Raw genomic sequence first — 16,852 nt, forward strand, 5'->3', positions numbered from 1 at the left:
TCTAACCGCGTGCATGCCCGAGGGGAACAAACCGTAAGCGTGACCTAACCAACAGTGCCGGTGCACGGGGGGCGCACGGAGTCATGTCGTCCATCAAGTGGACGGCGCCACGCGCCCGTTGGCGAAAGATCGTTGTCCGTTAAACGAACACCGGCTCCGCATAGTGCAATTGAGGTGTGCAAGTCAAGGTCTGTCTTTTCTGCTTAACCTCTAGTCAAATGTCGTCACTTGACTACACGCGTTGATCAGGTGCGCGCGGAACCCTCCATGACCGGGACCCTTCCCTCCGTGCGCCCGGACGCGGGGGAGGAAGCAAGTGACCAGCAGACCCTGGACGTTCAGAGCGGCGGCAACCGCCGTCGCGCTCGCGGCGGCCGCGGCGACGGGCTCGACCTACGCGGTGGCGCAGGCCGGCGAAGACACCTCGACGGCATCCGTGGAGCGGCACGACCCGGCGGAGCACACTCACGCCGACCACGACCTGGAAGGCCCCCTGAGCAAGACCCAGGAGGCTCAGCGCGAAGAAGCCCTGAACCAGGTCATATCCGGCAAGGCCAAGGTGAAGGAGCGCGCCGGCTCGCAGGTCGTCGAGCTCAAGAGCAAGAAGGGCGACAGCAAGTACGTCGAGCTGGGCCGCGAGCAGACCGACAAGATCTTCACGATCCTGGTCGAGTTCGGCGACCAGATCAGCGAGTTCGGCGGCACGCCCGGCCCGGCCCACAACCAGATAGCCGAGCCCGACCGCAAGAAGGACAACTCGACGGCCTGGCAGGCGGACTACAACCAGAAGCACTACCAGGACCTCTACTTCGGCACCGGCAAGAAGACCGAGTCGCTGAAGAAGTACTACGAGAAGCAGTCCTCGGGCCGCTACTCGGTCGACGGCGAGGTCACCGACTGGGTCAAGGTCCCCTACAACGAGGCCCGCTACGGCAACAACGCCTGCGGCCAGACCAACTGCTCCAGCGTGTGGAACGTCGTCAGCGACGGTCTCAGCGCGTGGGTCGCCCAGCAGAAGGCAGCTGGGAAGACCGACGCCGAGATCAAGTCGGACGTCGCGCAGTTCGACCAGTGGGACCGCTACGACTTCGACGGCGACGGCGACTTCAACGAGGCCGACGGCTACATCGACCACTTCCAGATCGTGCACGCCGGTGAGGACGAGTCCTCGGGCGGCGGCGCGCAGGGCACCGACGCGATCTGGGCCCACCGCTGGTACGCCTTCGGCACCGACGCGGGTGCCACCGGCCCCGCCGACAACAAGCTGGGCGGCGCGCAGATCGGCTCCACCGGCATCTGGGTCGGCGACTACACCGTCCAGCCGGAGAACGGCGGCCTGGGCGTCTTCGCCCATGAGTACGGCCACGACCTCGGTCTGCCGGACCACTACGACACCTCCGGCGGCGAGAACTCCACCGGCTTCTGGACCCTGATGTCCTCCGGTTCCTGGCTGGGCACGGGCAAGGGCGAGATCGGTGACCTGCCCGGCGACATGACCGCCTGGGACAAGCTCCAGCTGGGCTGGCTGAACTACGACAAGGCGAAGGCCGCGACGGAGTCCGAGCACAAGCTGGGCGTCGCCGAGTACAACACCCGGCACAAGCAGGCCCTCGTGGTCGAGCTGCCCAAGAAGAAGGTCACCACCGAGATCGTCGCCCCGGCGCAGGGCGCGAACCAGTGGTGGAGCGGCAGCGGCGACAACCTCGCCAACACGCTGACCCGTTCCGTGGACCTCACGGGCAAGTCGGCGGCCTCGCTGACCCTCGACGGCTGGTACGACATCGAGGCCGAGTACGACTACCTCTACACCGAGGTCTCCACCGACGGCGGCGCCAACTGGACCGCGGTCGACGGCACGGTCGACGGTGCGGCCATCCCGCGCGACGCGAGCAACAAGCCCGCGCTCACCGGCACCGTGGACGCCTACAAGAAGCTGGTCTTCCCGCTCGACGCCTACGCGGGCAAGAAGATCGACCTGCGCTTCCGCTACCAGACCGACGGCGGCGTGGCCCAGAAGGGCTTCGCGGCCGACGAGATCACCGTGACGGCCGACGGTACGGCCCTGTTCTCCGACAACGCGGAGACCGCGGACGCGGCTTGGGCGACGAAGGGCTTCTCCCGTATCGGCGCGTCCATCACGGACGACTACGCGCAGTACTACATCGCCGAGAACCGTCAGTACGTGTCGTACGACAAGACCCTGAAGACCGGCCCGTACAACTACGGCTTCTCGCAGACCCGTCCGGACTGGGTGGAGCACTACGCGTACCAGAACGGCCTGTTGATCTGGAAGTGGGACACCTCCCAGGCGGACAACAACACCAGCCAGCACCCCGGTGTCGGCCTGGTCCTGCCGGTCGACTCCCACCCGACGCCGCTGAAGTGGTCCGACGGCACGCTGATGCGCAACCGCATCCAGTCCTACGACTCGCCGTTCAGCCGGTTCCGCACGGACGGCATGACGCTGCACAACGCGGACGTCGCGACCCGGATCCCGTCGCGTGCGGGGGTGCCGGTCTTCAACGACCGCACCCACACGTACTACGACGCGGCGACCCCGACCGCGGGCGTCAAGATCACTGACACCAACACCAAGATCAAGATCATCAAGGAGGCCAAGGACGGCTCGACGGTCACGGTCGAGGTCGGCGCCGCGGTGAAGTAAACGGCATCTTCGCAGGTCGGAGCGTGATCGGCGGCAGCCCCCTGGCGGGTTGCCGCCGATCGTGTTTAGGTGCACCCTGTGCTTCTCTTATTGACACCGACTCGCACGGGGGTGTGACCGCATGGCCGCAGGAGGTTTCTGCAAGCTGCCGACCGGCAGCGTGGTGGTGGCGCTGAACCTGCCCAGACCGACCGCCGACGGCACGGGCTGCGTCCGTGTCCTCGTCCACGCCCACAACCGCGCCCGAGCCCTGACCAGGCTCCGCAACCTCGGCATGCGGGCCGTCTACCTGCGCGGCAACGCCGCCCCGCCGACCCCGGACGAGATCACGGCGGTCCTGCATCACCCGGACGGCCTGATATGGCGAACGGCGCCCGACAACGGTGTCGTAGCGGGCCCGGAACCGACCCAGGAACTGTGGCACCCGATCAGGGCGCTGCTGAGACGCCCGGCTGCCACGCCTTGAGGGGGCGCGGGACTGCATCACTATGCGGCACCCGCAACGGCCTAAAGGGGCGCGGGGCTGTGTCGATGTGCGGCTACCGCCGCGTGGGCGCGACCAGCCCCCACGGCGCCGCAGCCGCCAGACGGCCGGACGAGGCACCCCGTGGAGCGCCCGGTAGAGCGCTACGCGACAACAGGCTTCCCGGACAGCTCCACGCCCGCCTCACGCATGTCCTCCAGTGCCCGCTCCGTGGTCTCGGAGGCCACCCCCGCGGTCAGGTCCAGCAGCACCTGCGTACGGAAGCCTTCCCGCACGGCATCCACGGCAGTGGCCCGCACGCAGTGGTCCGTGGCGATCCCCACCACGTCCACCTCCGAGACCTCCCTGGCCCGCAGCCAGTCCGCGAGCCGCACCCCGTTCTCGTCGGCCCCCTCGAACCCGCTGTACGCCGCCGCGTACGCCCCCTTGTCGAACACGGCGTCGACCGCGCCGGAGGCGACGGCCGGGGCGAAGTTCGGGTGGAAGCCGACGCCCTCGGTGCCGGCGACGCAGTGCGCGGGCCAGGAGTGGGCGAAGTCGGGGTTCGTGGAGAAGTGGCCGCCGGGTGCGATGTGGTGGTCACGGGTGGCCACGACGTGCTGGTAGCCGGATCCGCCCGCCTGCCCGATCAGCTCGGTGACGGCGGCGGCCACGTCGGCACCGCCGGGCACCGCGAGGCTGCCTCCCTCGCAGAAGTCGTTCTGCACATCTACGACGATCAAGGCGCGACGCATGGGAGGTGTCCTTCGGTTATGGACGCTGGGGTCGGGACGGTGAAAATCGGTGCTGGCCCGGCCGTGAACTTCCGAGCCTAGAGACTTCGGGTGCCGCGCGGGAGGGGGCATGGAGTGAGCACGCCGGGCGCGCTCACTTCACGCCCCCGTACGGCTCCCCGTGCGCCCATTGACATACTCCGTCGGAATGACGGCTTCCCCGCGCGAGAGCTGGGTCGCGGAGAGCGGCAGATTCGCGCGAGCGGCCGTGTGCCGGTCCCGTACGACGTCCAACGGCTCACGGGCCACCACGGCACCGCCCTTGACCAGCTCGACCAGCAGCTGCCGGTCGGCGAGCCCGTCCGGCACCTGCCCCGTGCCGACGACCTCGGCCTCCGCGACGCCGTACTCGTCGAGGCGCCGCGCGGCCCACTTGCGGCCGCCGATGGAGGTCTTGCCGCCGCTCGACTTCTTCGCCACCGGTACCAGCGGGGCTCCCGGGTCGGCGGACTCGGCGCGGGCGACCAGCTTGTAGACCATCGAGCAGGTCGGGTGCCCGGACCCGGTCACCAGCTGGGTGCCGACGCCGTACGCGTCCACCGGCGCCGCCGCCAGCGAGGCGATGGCGTACTCGTCCAGGTCGGAGGTCACGATGATCTTCGTGTGCGTCGCGCCCAGCTCGTCCAGCTGTTGCCGGACCCGGTGCGCGACCAGCAGCAGGTCGCCCGAGTCGATACGGACGGCGCCCAGCTCGGGCCCGGCGACCTCCACGGCCGTACGGACCGCCTCGGCGACGTCGTAGGTGTCCACGAGCAGCGTGGTGCCGCGGCCCATGGAGTTCACCTGAGCCTGGAAGGCGTCCCGCTCACGGTCGTGCAGCAGGGTGAAGGCGTGGGCGCTGGTGCCGACGGTGGGGATGCCGTAGCGGAAGCCGGCGGCCAGGTCGGAGGTGGAGGTGAAGCCGCCGACGTACGCGGCGCGCGACGCGGCGACGGCGGCCAGCTCGTGTGTGCGCCGGGCGCCCATCTCGATGATCGGGCGGTCACCGGCGGCCGACGCCATGCGGGAGGCGGCCGCGGCGATCGCGGAGTCGTGGTTGAGGATGGACAGGATCACCGTCTCCAGCAGCACGCACTCGGCGAAGGTGCCCTCCACCCGCATGATCGGCGAGCCCGGGAAGTAGACCTCGCCCTCGGGGTAGCCCCAGACGTCGCCGGAGAAGCGGTAGTCCGCGAGCCACGCCAGGGTCTCCTCGCCGACTATCTTCCGCTCGCGCAGGAAGCCGAGGACGCCGGCGTCGAAGCGGAAGTTCTCGACGGCGTCCAGCACGCGGCCGGTGCCGGCCACGACGCCGTAGCGCCGCCCCTCGGGAAGCCGCCGGGTGAAGACCTCGAACACGCTCCGCCGCTCAGCGGTGCCCGCCTTCAAGGCGGCCTGCAGCATCGTGAACTCGTAGTGATCCGTGAAGAGCGCCGTCGAGGGAACGTCCACCGGCAGCCCAAGGTCCGCTGTGTTCATGGGGGTAGATGCTACCCCCATTTCGTCAGTCTGACGATTTATGGGGCGGAGGTCACAACAGACGCGCTTGCGCAGCCCGTTTGTGCGACCACCCCCCTCGGGTGGCAGCATGGGCTCTGTGACGTCACCCGCTCCCCTAGAGATCGAACGAACCGAGTCGGCGGAGGAGGTCTTCGCCGTCCCCGAGCCGGACGTCCCCTGGGTCACGATCGTCCACAACGACCCGGTCAACCTCATGAGCTATGTGACCTACGTCTTCCAGTCGTACTTCGGCTACAGCAAGGACAAGGCCACCAAGCTCATGCTCGACGTCCACCACAAGGGCCGGGCGGTCGTCTCCAGCGGTACGCGCGAGGAGATGGAACGCGATGTGCAGGCCATGCACGGCTACGGTCTGTGGGCCACCCTCCAGCACGACCGCAAATGACCGCTCGCCCACGCCCGCAGGACCGGAAGTAGCGAATCGCCTCCATGCCAGGAACCTTCGAACCGCTCCCCGGCGGCGGCGCGGCCGTCGCCCTCGATGACGTCGAGATCTCCATCATCCGGTCGCTGGCCGTCCAGCTCCTGGAGCTCATCGGCCCCGGCCCCGCCGAGGACGCCTCCGACGACCCGCTCGCGGAGCTGTTCGCCGAGGGCCCGAGCGAACCGCCGGCCGACCCGGTCCTCAGGCGCCTCTTCCCGGACGCCTACATCGACCCGGAGGGCACACCCCAGGCCAAGGAGGCCGAGGAGCAGCGGGCGTACTCCGCGGAGTTCCGCCGCTACACCGAGAACGACCTGCGCAGCGGCAAGCGCGACAACGCGCTCGCGGTGGTCCGCTCCCTGGACGAGCTCAGCTCCGCCTCCGCCGGCGAGGGCGGCGCGGTGCTCAAGCTCTCCCCCGAGGAGTCCCAGCAGTGGCTCGGCGCCCTCAACGACCTGCGCCTGGCCATCGGCTCCCGCCTGGAGATCACCGCCGAGGACGACACCGACCTGCTCTACCGGCTCCCGGACGAGGACCCGCGCAAGCCGATGGTGATGGCGTATCTGTGGCTGGGCGGGCTCCAGGAGACGCTGGTCGCCACGCTCCTGCCGTAGATCGCGATGTTCTTGTAGCCGTATGTGATGGTTTTGTGTTCGCTCAGCAGACGCTCAAATCCGGATAACGATCGTGTCACCGCCGCCGCCCGCTCTGGGGGGCGGCGATCGGTTTGTCCGCTTCTTCCTGTGTGATGCGCCACATGTCTCGTAGCCGATCACCATTGCGGCCGTGATAAATCTTCACGACCGCCCGGCGAACACCACCCTTATGTCCGCCGGGTGCGCCACGTGGCCGGCGGATCGCCGGTCAGGCACAGCTCCAGCAGTCCGGGGGGATCGAGGCCCGATCCGAGGCCGACGAAAGGCCTGGGTCGGCATGGAGAAAGGGTGCACCACACATGACCTCAGAGAAGGTCACCGCCACCCCTGAAGAGGGTTACGAGCGCGGGCTCGGCAGCCGTCAGGTCCAGATGATCGCCATCGGCGGCGCCATCGGCGTCGGCCTCTTCATGGGCGCCGGAGCGAACATCGCGAAGGCCGGCCCCAGCATCATCCTCATGTACGCCCTCGCGGGCGTCGTCATCTTCTTCATCATGCGGGCGCTGGGCGAACTGCTCCTCTACCGGCCCGTCTCCGGCTCCTTCGCCGAGTACGCCCGTGAATTCCTCGGCCCGTTCTTCGGATTCGTCACGGGCTGGACGTACTGGCTCATGTGGGTGGTCACCGGCATGGCCGAGCTCACGGCCGCCGCGATCTACATCCACTTCTGGTTCCCCGAGATCCCGCAGTGGGTCAGCGCCCTGGTGTTCCTGGTGGTGCTCTTCGGCGTCAACCTGATCTCCGTCAAGATCTTCGGCGAGGTCGAGTTCTGGTTCTCGATGATCAAGGTCACGGCCATCATCGGCATGATCGTCATCGGCCTCGGCGTGCTCACCCTCGGCTTCTCCGACGCCGGTGACACCGCCACCGTCTCCAACCTCTGGTCGCACGGCGGCTTCTTCCCGAACGGCATCGGCTCCAGCCTGATGACGCTCCAGGGCGTCATGTTCGCCTACCTCGCCGTCGAGCTCGTCGGCGTCACCGCGGGCGAGTCCGAGAACCCCGAGAAGACCCTGCCCAAGGCCATCAACACCCTGCCCTGGCGCATCATCGTCTTCTACGTCGGCGCGCTCCTGGTGATCCTCTCCGTCGTCAAGTGGACCGAGTTCCATGACGGCGAGAGCCCGTTCGTCCACGCCTTCGGCAAGATCGGCATCCCGCTCGCCGCGGGCATCGTCAACTTCGTGGTGCTCACCGCGGCCCTGTCGTCCTGCAACTCCGGCATGTACTCGACCGGCCGGATGCTGCGCGACCTGGCCGCCAACAGCGAGGCCCCGCAGGCGTTCGGCAAGCTGAACGCCCGCAAGACGCCCGCCGTCGGCATCGCGGTCTCCGTGGCGCTCATGGGCATCGGCGTCGTCCTGAACTACGTCGTCCCGGAGAAGGCGTTCCAGTACGTCACCTCCGTCGCCACCGCAGCCGGCATCTGGACCTGGATGATGATCCTCGTCAGCCACATCCGCTACCGCGCCGCGGTCGAGGCCGGCCGGCTGCGCGCCTCGTCCTTCCCGGCTCCCGGCGGGGCGCTGTTCAGCTGGGTCGCGCTGCTCTTCCTCATCGGCGTGACCTTCATGATCGCGTACGACAAGGACGCGCGGATCTGCCTGTACGTCGCGGCCGGCTGGGCCGTCGCGCTGGGCATCGGCTGGGCGGTCCTCAAGAGCCGCAACCCGCAGATCACCGAGCGCGGCGGCGAGGAGCCGGAGTTCGAGAAGGTCGGCTGAGTCCGCCGTACTCCCGGTCGAGGACGTCCAGCCGCGGGGAGCACTCGTGGCGCCCCCGGCGGCTGCCGCTCAGGACGTCCGGCATGTGGGCCGTCCCGTACCACCCTTCGGTATGGGACGGCCCTCTGCTTATCCTGACGAGCATGCTGACCATCACCCAGGCCCTCGTCGACCAGATCGTCGCCCACGCGCGCAAGGATCACCCCGACGAGGCGTGCGGCGTCGTGGCGGGCCCGGCGGGCTCGGACCGCCCGGAGCGCTTCATCCCGATGCTGAACGCGGCCATGTCGCCCACGTTCTACGAGTTCGACTCGGGCGACCTGCTCAAGCTCTACCGCGAGATGGACGACCGCGACGAGGAGCCGGTGGTCATCTACCACTCCCACACCGCGACCCAGGCCTACCCCTCGCGCACCGACATCTCCTACGCGAACGAGCCCGGCGCGCACTACGTCCTGGTCTCCACGGCCGACACCGACGGCCTCGGCGAGTTCCAGTTCCGCTCGTTCCGGATCGTGGACGGTGAGGTGACGGAGGAGGACGTCGAGGTCGTAGCGGCCTACTGATACTTCGTCCCACTATCTGGCCAGAATCGGTCCACCATGCGAGATCACACTCCGGGTGCCCGACCGGGAATCGATACGATGAGCCCATGGTTTCCCATGACGTGAGCGAGAAGACGCCGGGCATGCTGCTCGTGGCGCGGCTGCACGTCGACCTGTGCAGGCTCGCCAGCGCCATCTGTTGACGCTGCCCCTGCCGCCGTACGGCCGTGAGCCGCGGCGCTGCCCACACGCACCACCTGCTGTACTTGCGCTGCCGCGCGCCCCCGACTGACTACTCCCGACAGGAGCCCTGAGCCATGGCCATCGAGGTCCGCATCCCGACCATCCTCCGCCAGTACACCGACGGTCAGAAGGCGGTGGAGGGCAGCGGTGACACCCTCGCCGAGCTGTTCACCGACCTCGAGACCCGGCACACGGGCATCCAGGCCCGCATCGTGGACGACGGCCAGCTGCGCCGCTTCGTCAACGTCTACCTGAACGACGAGGACGTCCGCTTCGTCGACGGCATCAACACCAAGCTGTCCGACGGCGACACCGTGACGATCCTGCCGGCCGTCGCCGGCGGCATGGCCTGAGACCGGTATGCGCTACGACTCCCCGCTCGCCGCGGTGGGCAACACCCCTCTGGTGCGCCTGCCGCGGTTGTCGCCGTCCGCCGACGTCCGCATCTGGGCCAAGCTGGAGGACCGCAACCCCACCGGCTCGGTCAAGGACCGCCCGGCCCTGCACATGATCGAGCAGGCGGAGAAGGACGGCCGCCTCACCCCCGGCTGCACCATCCTGGAGCCGACCAGCGGCAACACCGGGATCTCGCTGGCGATGGCGGCGAAGCTCAAGGGCTACCGCATGGTCTGCGTGATGCCCGAGAACACCTCGCAGGAGCGCCGCGATCTGCTCGGCATGTGGGGCGCGGAGATCATCTCCAGCCCCGCCGCGGGCGGCTCCAACACCGCCGTACGGGTCGCCAAGGAGCTGGCGGCCGAGCACCCGGACTGGGTGATGCTCTACCAGTACGGCAACCCGGACAACGCGGGCGCGCACTACGCCACGACCGGCCCGGAGATCCTCGCCGACCTCCCCTCGGTCACCCACTTCGTGGCCGGCCTCGGCACCACGGGCACGCTGATGGGCGTCGGCCGCTACCTGCGCGAGCACAAGCCGGACGTCAAGATCGTCGCGGCGGAACCGCGCTACGACGATCTCGTCTACGGCCTGCGCAACCTCGACGAGGGCTTCGTACCCGAGCTGTACGACGCCTCCGTCCTGACCACCCGCTTCTCGGTCGGCTCGGCCGACGCGGTCACCCGTACCCGCGAACTCCTCCAGCAGGAGGGCATTTTCGCGGGCATCTCCACCGGCGCCGCGCTGCACGCCGCGATCGGTGTCGGGAACAAGGCGCTGAAGGCGGGCGAGAGCGCGGACATCGTGTTCGTCGTGGCCGACGGCGGCTGGAAGTACCTCTCGACCGGCGTCTACACGGCGGCCACGACAGAGGAAGCGATCGAGACCTTGCAGGGTCAGCTCTGGGCATGAGCAGCGCCCTGCACCGGCCCTCCCGGCGGAGCGCCTACGTCGCGAGGTGACGGACCTGGTCCCACACGACCGGGTCCATCACCCCCACCCGCCGCCGGAAGTCCCGCACCGGTACGTCCCGCAGCTCGCCCGTCTCCAGATAGCTCGCCCGCCCGCGGGTGTCCCCGACGGAGCCCGGCGGCAGGGGGATCACTCCGCCCCGCTCGCCGTGATACTTGCTGGTGATCTTCGCGACGGTGACCCGCTGCCCGCGCACCGCGAGCACCAGACACGGCCGGTCCTTCGCCCGCCCGTCTCCCGTCACCGCCCTACCCGACGCTCCCCCACTGCCGAAAGCGTGGGGGGACCCCCATCGCGCGGCCCCTCTTGATTCTGGCCCGTCCTCGTAGGGCACGTTCGCCCACCAGATCTCCGCGGGCGCCGGACGAGCGGCACCACGCCCCTTCGGACGAGCCGGAGTACGCCGGTCCGACCGCCCCGGCGGACGCGTCCGCCGCCTCTCGGGACGCCGCCCGCGCCCCCACCCGTCCACGAGCGCGGCGACGAGCGCGAGCAGTATCACCGCCGCGAGCGCCAGCCACCATGACGTGTCCATAGGGACGACGGTACCGGCGCCCCACCACCCCCGCGCGTCACGGCCCTACGGGATCAGGGAGTTGTACAGCTCGACCACCTGACTGTCGAACGGCGGCGCTCCGACCGCCTTCGCGGCCGGGATGACCGACTCCTCCAGGAAGCGTCGGAACTGTTCTTCCGACTCCCACACGTCGATGACCTGCCACCCACCCCCCCTCGGCAGGTGCTCCGAAGTGTGCGACGAGTCCGGCGGGCGGGTTCGTGCGATCCGGGATCGCCCGGTCGAAGCACCTCTCTACGCCACCCGGGGCCGACCTCGAACAACTGGCCAGCGTCAGCAGCCGAACCGGTGACACCACAGGTGAGTTCGCCCACAACTGATTTGGGTGGTTTTGTGAGCTGGGCGGATGTCGGGGAAGGACCGCTGACGTGCGAAAACGTCTCTCGGTGGGTCTCACGGTTTCGTGGCACTTCCCGCACCGATGTGCCCTCGATGTGCCCTCGGCTGGATGCCAGGAGCGGGGCGCACACTGGAAGCACAGCCCCCGAAGAAGCTGATCACGATGACTCTCCGCACCATCGCCCATCACCTCGGTCTGCCCGTCCGGCGCGACCCGCAGGAGGTCGCGAAGATCGTCGAGGGACTCCGCCCCAACCTGGACGATCTTCCTGACGACAGGCGGGAGCGGCTCGCTGCCGAGTGGACCAAGGTCCTCAGCGAACGTCACTGGCACCGGCCGTATCTCCGGGACTGAGCGCCGCGTCCTCCGCGCGAAGAAGTGATCACTATGGCCAGCGAAGACGAAGGACTCGCGTTCGCAGAGGAGATCGATCCCGCGTTGGCGAAGACCCTCGCCGAAATCCGTGACTACTGCGAGAGCGTGCCTCCCGAGGAGGCTCTCGATCTGATCGACAAGTGCAGGATGGTCGTGGCTCTCTACCGCGATCTCTGGCAGCTTGACGGCGGTGCGGCCGATCACTGAAGGAGTGGGTCTTGACGCCATGACGACCGTACGAAGCACCGGAGGGTTGGTCTCCGGGGCTTGCGCCCGTTCATGCGGCGTCGGTGGACAACACACCGAGAGAGCCCAGCACAGTCAGGCAAAGTGTCATGACGCCAATGAACACTCCGCCTCCGAAGAGAACGGCGTGGCGGTGACGTGCCCCTGGCTCGTGGCTCAGATAGCCAGCCAGTGCGCCGACGATGACGGAGACCAAGGCGCAGATGACGACGATCAACACCTTGACCCCGAACGAGAGCTTCAAAGATCCGAGTACCTTTCCGGTGATCGGACCTTCGGCACGCAGCTCTCAGCCCGACCACCACGTGACAACGTGAGGTCTTGCTGAGGCCGTGCCGACGTTCAGGGTCTCGGTGCCTTGCCAGGGCTAATCCGGCTGGTCCATCGTCCTTCGATTGGGGTAGCGCGTGCGTTGGGTAGATGACGGTCGTGCGAGTGCCATCGCATTTGACCCCAACCGGCCCTGTCAGCCAGCCCGAGGGTGGCATGCTGATGCAACTGCCTCTCCAAAGGCGCACCAGCGGCCCTACCCAGGTACGTCGGAACCCGGGCTCTCGGCGGATTGGTCTGCAGCCGTAACTGTAGCCGAAGCCATGAGTGTTGAAGGTTTACGTTGCACTATGGGGCACCGTAAGCACACAGAGGCAGCCCCGGCCGCTCCGGCTTCCTGCTCTTCTTCCTCGCCGTCGCAGGGCCCGCATGGCCTTGGCCGTCTACTCGTAGGTGTCTACGACGAAAGATCAACCACGTCATCAAGACCACCGAGTGTTGCTGGGCGCGCGCAAGATCGAGTACCACCCTCGCCCAGCCGAGGCCCACGCGGCCGATGAAGTCATCCCTCCAGACAACCGGCGAGCCTGGGGTCAGCGAAGAGAGGGGCGCCGTGACTGGTTTTCTCAGGCGCTGTTGAGATCACGCCGCCCGCCGCAGATGATGTTCAAAGGGTGTCGGTGACCCGATGCGGGCAACGGTGGCAGCGGAGCGGGGGCGTGGGGTGCTGCGGCGACGTAGCGGCGTGCTGACTGGTGCGCCATGAGGAACCGTTTGCAGTTATTGCTTCAGGTCTTGTTGGTGCTCGTCGCAAGTCTGCTTGGGATCGTCACCAACTACGCCACCAACGAGAACGACGTGCCGTGGCTCCTGCATGTGCTCCAGCGGGTCGCGATACCGGCCATCGGACTGCTGATCGTCACCATGGTGGTCGTGCAGGTCGTCGTCTATCGGTTGGAGAACCCTGCGCCTCCGCCGACTGACTGGCCCCGCGACAGGGTTCCGTACCCCGGGCTGGACGCGTTCGTGGAGGATGAGGCCGCGGTCTTCTTCGGCAGGGAGGCCCAGTCCGAGGATCTGACGCGTCGGCTGCACGAAGCGCAGGACCGGCCCGCCGACAGGTTCCTCGTCCTCGTGGGGGCCTCGGGGAGCGGGAAGTCGTCGCTGGTACGAGCAGGGGTGATGCCGCGGCTGCGCGGTCGGCGATGGTCGATCCTCCCCGCCTTCTCCCCGGGCCCCAACCCCCTGGCGTCCCTGGCCTCCGCCATCTCTGCGGCCGATGGGGAGCGCAAACCGGTGAGCACAGTGCTACGGCGCCTTCGGCAGGAGCCCGCCTCACTGCCCGCGGAGTTGTCCCGGCTACGCGGAGGCAGGTTCCGCCGCATGCTCGTCGTGGTCGACCAGTTCGAAGAACTCATCACTCTCGCCGGCGAACGAGAACGCACCCAGTTCCTCGACGCCCTCCACACCTGCGTCACCCGCGATACAAGGATCCGCATACTCGCCACCCTGCGCGTGGACTTCCTGGGCCCGCTCCTCGCCACGGCCCACGCCGACCTCTTCCAGCACCCGGTCGCCATCGGCGCGCTCGGCAGGAGCCAGCTCGCCCAGGTGGTCGAGCGGCCGGGCGCTCTTGTTGGCTTGTCCTTCGCGCCCGGCGTCGTGGAGGCCATCGTCAACGACGCGGGCACGGACGACGCGCTGCCGCTGCTCGCTTACCTGCTGCAGGAGCTGTACTTCGCCTCCGGCCCCGGCGGGACGGTCACCGAGGAGCTGTACCGCAGTCTCAGCGGCGTGGCCGGCGCCCTCGCCCGGCAGGCCGACCACACCGTGGCGGAGCTTGGCTCCGGGGACGATGGCATCGACTTCGTGCTGCGGGTGCTGCTGAGGTTCGTCACTGTCCAGGGCCAGGAGGTGGCCCGGCGTCGCGTGCCGCTCGCCGAGCTAACGGCACAGGAGCGACGCGTCGTGGACGCCTTTGTCGAGGCACGCCTGCTGATGTCCGACGTCCGCACCGGTCACCAGGAGCCCTACGCCCAGGTCACGCACGAGGCGTTGTTCCGCCAGTGGGCGCCCTTGCGGCAGGAGGTCGAGGCGCGCGCCGAACAGCTGCGTCAACGCGCAGAACTCGAACGGTGGGCGGAGGACTGGGAGCGCTCCGGGCGCGGCGCCGACTACCTGCTCACCGGGGAGAGGCTGGCTCTGGCCCAGCGGTGGCTGCTCGCGCTGCAGGAGAGCGGGCAGGCATCGGAGGCGGCGCAGTCGCTCGTCGAGTCGTCGCAACGGCGTGATCTCGCATTCCTGCGCCGTGTTTCGGACAGCATCGGCCAGCACGCGCTCGGCGCCGTGGAACACCAGCCGGAGCAGTCCGTCTTGCTGACGTTGGCCGCGCTGGGCGAATGCGCGCCGACTCCGACCGCCCGGCGTGGCCTGATGACGGCTCTGGCGTTCAGTCACCTGCGCACCCAGCTCGACGGGCACACGGACACCGTCCGGCACATCGCCTGGTCCCCGGACGGGCTGCTTCTGGCCACGGCGTCCAGGGATGGCACATCGAGGGTCTTCGACGCCCGGTCGGGCCGCTCGGTGCGGGTTCTGCCGTCCGAGGGCGTGATGGTCGAGAGCGTGGCCTGGTCGCCGGACTCCACCCGGACCGCCACCGTGGGCCGCGACTGCGTCGTACGTATCTGGGACGCTGCGTCCGGAGAGCCCCTGCGCCTGCTCACCGGCGCCTCTGACATCGGGCGGCAGGTTGCCTGGTCACCCGACGGCCGGTGGATAGCTGGCAGTTCACGCGACCAGACGGTGCGCGTATGGGACGCCGAGACGGGTGACCTCGTCCACGAGCTGCACGGACACCGCGGTGACGTGTGGGGCCTCGCTTGGTCCCCGGACAGCGCGCGCCTGGCCTCGGCGTCACACGATCAGACCGCCCTCGTGTGGGATCTGGCCGCCGGCGCCTCGGTGACGACGCTGTCCGGCCACTCCGACTTCGTCGAAGGCATCGCCTGGTCCCCGGACGGACGCCGCATCGCCACCGGCTCCGGTGACCACACGGTGCGCATCTTCGACGCCGAAAGCGGCGCGCAGCGGCTCCTGGTCCGCGGCCACACGGACTACGTCTGGAACATCGCCTGGTCGCCCGACGGGCAGACGCTCGCCTCGGCCTCCTCCGACCAAAGCGTACGGATCGTCGACGCCCACGATGCGAAGGTGATCGCCGTGCTGCGGGGACACTCCGACACGGTGTGGGGCGTGACCTGGTCCCCCGACGGCGACCGGCTCGCCACCAGCTCCACCGACGGCTCGGGCCGCATCTGGGACCTACGCCCGAGGGGCGCCGAACGCCTGCTCCTCGACGGACACCACGGGCCTGTGAACCAAGCGGCCTGGTCACACGACAACACCCGCATTGCCACCGCCTCGGACGACGGAACGGTCCGCGTATGGGACGCCACCACGGGCGCCCTCTCCCACCATGTCGTCGAGCAGGCAGACCGCGTGTGGAGCGCCGCTTGGTCGCCGCTCGACGACCGCCTGGCCCTCAGCACCAACGACGGTGTGTTCCGCCTCGTCCAGGAGAACCAGGCCAGTGCCTTCGATCGCCGGGGACCTGTAGTCGAGTCCGTCGCTTGGTCCCCCGACGGCAGCCGCATCGCCACCGGTGGCCACGACGGCACGGTGAAAGTCTGGTCGGCACAGGCCGGGGTCGAACTCACCTCCCTGGCGGGACACCAGGACTGGGTCAGCCGCATCGCCTGGTCCTCCAGCAGCCGCCTTCTGGCCAGCGCGTCGGACGACCGTACGTGCCGGCTCTGGGACGTTGCCGAGTGCCGGCAGCTGACCGTGCTACGCGGACACGACAACTACGTCGACGACGTCGCCTGGTCCCCCGACGAGGAACGCATTGCCACCGCGTCCGGGGACTGGACGGCGGCCGTGTGGGACACCACGACGGGCCGCCGCATCGATGTCCTCAAGGGCCACGAGGGCCGCGTCCGCGCCATCGCCTGGTCTCCGGACGGCCGGCTCATCGCCACTGGATCCGACGACCGCACGGTGCGCCTCTGGTCGTCCGCCACCTTCGAGGAGATCGCGATCGTCGGCGTGCACCAGGACAAAGTGGCCTCGGTCGCCTGGTCCCAGGACGGCACACGCCTGCTCACCGGCTCCTTCGACGGCACCGCCCGAGTGTGGGCCGCCGAGCCCGACTTCGACCGCCTTGAAGCGGAAGCACGCGGCCGGGTTTTCCGCGTCCTCAGCGACGAGGAGCGACGGCACCACATGCTGCCGCTCAGCCCTTGATCACAACTGCAGGTCGACCGTCTCGACCGTGCAGTCGTCGGTGTGCACCAGGTACTCGTCCGGGTCGAGGTTCATCGCCTTGCGCTCCGGCGAGGCCCAGTAGAGCGCGTTCCGTTCGGCGAACGACTCCGGGCCGTCATACGAGATGAGCCACACGAACTGGTTACGCTCCCGGTCCACCCAGGCGCCACCGATGGCGAAGCCCAACTCCAGGCGCAGCGGCACGATTTCCGCACGCCACCGCTCCACCCACTCGTCGAGCATGCCCTCCCGGACGGTGTAGGTGCGCAGCTGAGTGGTCTTGGCCATGCGAGTCCCTCCCGAGTCGTAGCTCCCGACCGCAGCGTACGTGTC

At 68.7% G+C, this 16,852-nt stretch carries 18 protein-coding genes; 12 read left to right on the top strand and 6 right to left on the bottom strand.

Annotated features, from left to right (window positions below; genetic code table 11):
* The first annotated feature begins 316 nt into the window (after window positions 1–316).
* Both QQM39_RS28200 and QQM39_RS28205 read left to right on the top strand, forming a co-directional pair.
* On the top strand, window positions 317–2,665 hold the full coding sequence (locus QQM39_RS28200) for an immune inhibitor A domain-containing protein (protein ID WP_302000364.1): 2,349 nt from the start codon (window positions 317–319) through the stop codon (window positions 2,663–2,665).
* Window positions 2,666–2,786: 121 nt separating this feature from the next.
* Complete coding sequence (locus tag QQM39_RS28205) at window positions 2,787–3,131, top strand: hypothetical protein (protein WP_302000366.1); 345 nt, start codon at window positions 2,787–2,789, stop codon at window positions 3,129–3,131.
* Window positions 3,132–3,292: 161 nt separating this feature from the next.
* Here QQM39_RS28205 and QQM39_RS28210 read toward each other — a convergent pair whose 3' ends face one another.
* Window positions 3,293–3,883: a nicotinamidase gene (locus tag QQM39_RS28210; protein WP_302000367.1), complete on the bottom strand. Its 591-nt coding sequence runs from the start codon at window positions 3,881–3,883 to the stop codon at window positions 3,293–3,295.
* Between the two features lie 138 nt (window positions 3,884–4,021).
* Entirely contained in the window at window positions 4,022–5,380 is a 1,359-nt protein-coding gene (locus QQM39_RS28215; RefSeq protein WP_302000368.1) for a nicotinate phosphoribosyltransferase, read from the bottom strand.
* 109 nt (window positions 5,381–5,489) lie between these two features.
* Between QQM39_RS28215 and clpS the strand changes: the two genes are divergently transcribed.
* The 7 genes from clpS to QQM39_RS28245 all read left to right on the top strand — a co-directional run bounded on the left by clpS (window position 5,490) and on the right by QQM39_RS28245 (window position 10,325).
* Window positions 5,490–5,807, top strand: coding sequence for an ATP-dependent Clp protease adapter ClpS (gene clpS / locus QQM39_RS28220; RefSeq protein ID WP_024885384.1), 318 nt, complete (start codon window positions 5,490–5,492; stop codon window positions 5,805–5,807).
* Window positions 5,808–5,851: 44 nt separating this feature from the next.
* Window positions 5,852–6,460, top strand: coding sequence for a DUF2017 domain-containing protein (locus QQM39_RS28225; RefSeq protein ID WP_302000370.1), 609 nt, complete (start codon window positions 5,852–5,854; stop codon window positions 6,458–6,460).
* Window positions 6,461–6,801: 341 nt separating this feature from the next.
* Window positions 6,802–8,226 carry an amino acid permease gene (locus QQM39_RS28230; protein ID WP_302000371.1) on the top strand — a complete coding sequence of 475 codons (1,425 nt, stop codon included), beginning with the start codon at window positions 6,802–6,804 and terminating at the stop codon, window positions 8,224–8,226.
* A gap of 143 nt (window positions 8,227–8,369) precedes the next feature.
* Window positions 8,370–8,792, top strand: a complete 423-nt coding sequence (locus QQM39_RS28235; protein ID WP_302000372.1) for a M67 family metallopeptidase — start codon at window positions 8,370–8,372, stop codon at window positions 8,790–8,792.
* A gap of 86 nt (window positions 8,793–8,878) precedes the next feature.
* The gene (locus QQM39_RS46290; protein WP_019759525.1) at window positions 8,879–8,974 is read left to right on the top strand and encodes a putative leader peptide; all 96 of its coding nucleotides are present in this window, start codon (window positions 8,879–8,881) and stop codon (window positions 8,972–8,974) included.
* A 114-nt stretch (window positions 8,975–9,088) separates the two neighbouring features.
* On the top strand, window positions 9,089–9,367 hold the full coding sequence (locus QQM39_RS28240; RefSeq protein ID WP_302000373.1) for a MoaD/ThiS family protein: 279 nt from the start codon (window positions 9,089–9,091) through the stop codon (window positions 9,365–9,367).
* A 7-nt stretch (window positions 9,368–9,374) separates the two neighbouring features.
* Window positions 9,375–10,325, top strand: coding sequence for a PLP-dependent cysteine synthase family protein (locus QQM39_RS28245; protein WP_302000374.1), 951 nt, complete (start codon window positions 9,375–9,377; stop codon window positions 10,323–10,325).
* A gap of 34 nt (window positions 10,326–10,359) precedes the next feature.
* Here the strand turns inward: QQM39_RS28245 and QQM39_RS28250 are convergent, their stop codons facing one another.
* Window positions 10,360–10,920 carry a type II toxin-antitoxin system PemK/MazF family toxin gene (locus QQM39_RS28250; RefSeq protein ID WP_302000375.1) on the bottom strand — a complete coding sequence of 187 codons (561 nt, stop codon included), beginning with the start codon at window positions 10,918–10,920 and terminating at the stop codon, window positions 10,360–10,362.
* A gap of 45 nt (window positions 10,921–10,965) precedes the next feature.
* On the bottom strand, window positions 10,966–11,091 hold the full coding sequence (locus QQM39_RS28255; protein WP_302000376.1) for a hypothetical protein: 126 nt from the start codon (window positions 11,089–11,091) through the stop codon (window positions 10,966–10,968).
* Between the two features lie 373 nt (window positions 11,092–11,464).
* Between QQM39_RS28255 and QQM39_RS28260 the strand changes: the two genes are divergently transcribed.
* On the top strand, window positions 11,465–11,656 hold the full coding sequence (locus QQM39_RS28260; RefSeq protein ID WP_302000377.1) for a hypothetical protein: 192 nt from the start codon (window positions 11,465–11,467) through the stop codon (window positions 11,654–11,656).
* 33 nt (window positions 11,657–11,689) lie between these two features.
* Window positions 11,690–11,884 (top strand): hypothetical protein, encoded by a 195-nt coding sequence (locus tag QQM39_RS28265; RefSeq protein ID WP_302000378.1) that lies wholly within the window; start codon window positions 11,690–11,692, stop codon window positions 11,882–11,884.
* Window positions 11,885–11,954: 70 nt separating this feature from the next.
* Here the strand turns inward: QQM39_RS28265 and QQM39_RS28270 are convergent, their stop codons facing one another.
* Entirely contained in the window at window positions 11,955–12,167 is a 213-nt protein-coding gene (locus tag QQM39_RS28270) for a hypothetical protein (RefSeq protein ID WP_302000379.1), read from the bottom strand.
* An 827-nt stretch (window positions 12,168–12,994) separates the two neighbouring features.
* Here QQM39_RS28270 and QQM39_RS28275 point away from each other — a divergent pair.
* The gene (locus QQM39_RS28275; protein WP_302000380.1) at window positions 12,995–16,498 is read left to right on the top strand and encodes a WD40 repeat domain-containing protein; all 3,504 of its coding nucleotides are present in this window, start codon (window positions 12,995–12,997) and stop codon (window positions 16,496–16,498) included.
* Here QQM39_RS28275 and QQM39_RS28280 read toward each other — a convergent pair whose 3' ends face one another.
* On the bottom strand, window positions 16,499–16,807 hold the full coding sequence (locus QQM39_RS28280) for an NIPSNAP family protein (RefSeq protein ID WP_302000381.1): 309 nt from the start codon (window positions 16,805–16,807) through the stop codon (window positions 16,499–16,501).
* Between the last annotated feature and the right edge of the window lie 45 nt (window positions 16,808–16,852).

This window comes from Streptomyces sp. DT2A-34 (assembly GCF_030499515.1).
GTDB lineage: Bacteria > Actinomycetota > Actinomycetes > Streptomycetales > Streptomycetaceae > Streptomyces.

Bases quoted from the DNA above. Each gene is read 5' to 3' on its own strand.
- QQM39_RS28205 (WP_302000366.1), top strand. From the start codon at position 2,787: ATGGCCGCAGGAGGTTTCTGCAAGCTGCCGACCGGCAGCGTGGTGGTG.
- QQM39_RS28210 (WP_302000367.1), bottom strand. From the start codon at position 3,883: ATGCGTCGCGCCTTGATCGTCGTAGATGTGCAGAACGACTTCTGCGAG.
- QQM39_RS28215 (WP_302000368.1), bottom strand. From the start codon at position 5,380: ATGAACACAGCGGACCTTGGGCTGCCGGTGGACGTTCCCTCGACGGCG.
- clpS (WP_024885384.1), top strand. From the start codon at position 5,490: ATGGGCTCTGTGACGTCACCCGCTCCCCTAGAGATCGAACGAACCGAG.
- QQM39_RS28225 (WP_302000370.1), top strand. From the start codon at position 5,852: ATGCCAGGAACCTTCGAACCGCTCCCCGGCGGCGGCGCGGCCGTCGCC.
- QQM39_RS28230 (WP_302000371.1), top strand. From the start codon at position 6,802: ATGACCTCAGAGAAGGTCACCGCCACCCCTGAAGAGGGTTACGAGCGC.
- QQM39_RS28235 (WP_302000372.1), top strand. From the start codon at position 8,370: ATGCTGACCATCACCCAGGCCCTCGTCGACCAGATCGTCGCCCACGCG.
- QQM39_RS46290 (WP_019759525.1), top strand. From the start codon at position 8,879: ATGGTTTCCCATGACGTGAGCGAGAAGACGCCGGGCATGCTGCTCGTG.
- QQM39_RS28240 (WP_302000373.1), top strand. From the start codon at position 9,089: ATGGCCATCGAGGTCCGCATCCCGACCATCCTCCGCCAGTACACCGAC.
- QQM39_RS28245 (WP_302000374.1), top strand. From the start codon at position 9,375: ATGCGCTACGACTCCCCGCTCGCCGCGGTGGGCAACACCCCTCTGGTG.
- QQM39_RS28250 (WP_302000375.1), bottom strand. From the start codon at position 10,920: ATGGACACGTCATGGTGGCTGGCGCTCGCGGCGGTGATACTGCTCGCG.
- QQM39_RS28260 (WP_302000377.1), top strand. From the start codon at position 11,465: ATGACTCTCCGCACCATCGCCCATCACCTCGGTCTGCCCGTCCGGCGC.
- QQM39_RS28265 (WP_302000378.1), top strand. From the start codon at position 11,690: ATGGCCAGCGAAGACGAAGGACTCGCGTTCGCAGAGGAGATCGATCCC.
- QQM39_RS28280 (WP_302000381.1), bottom strand. From the start codon at position 16,807: ATGGCCAAGACCACTCAGCTGCGCACCTACACCGTCCGGGAGGGCATG.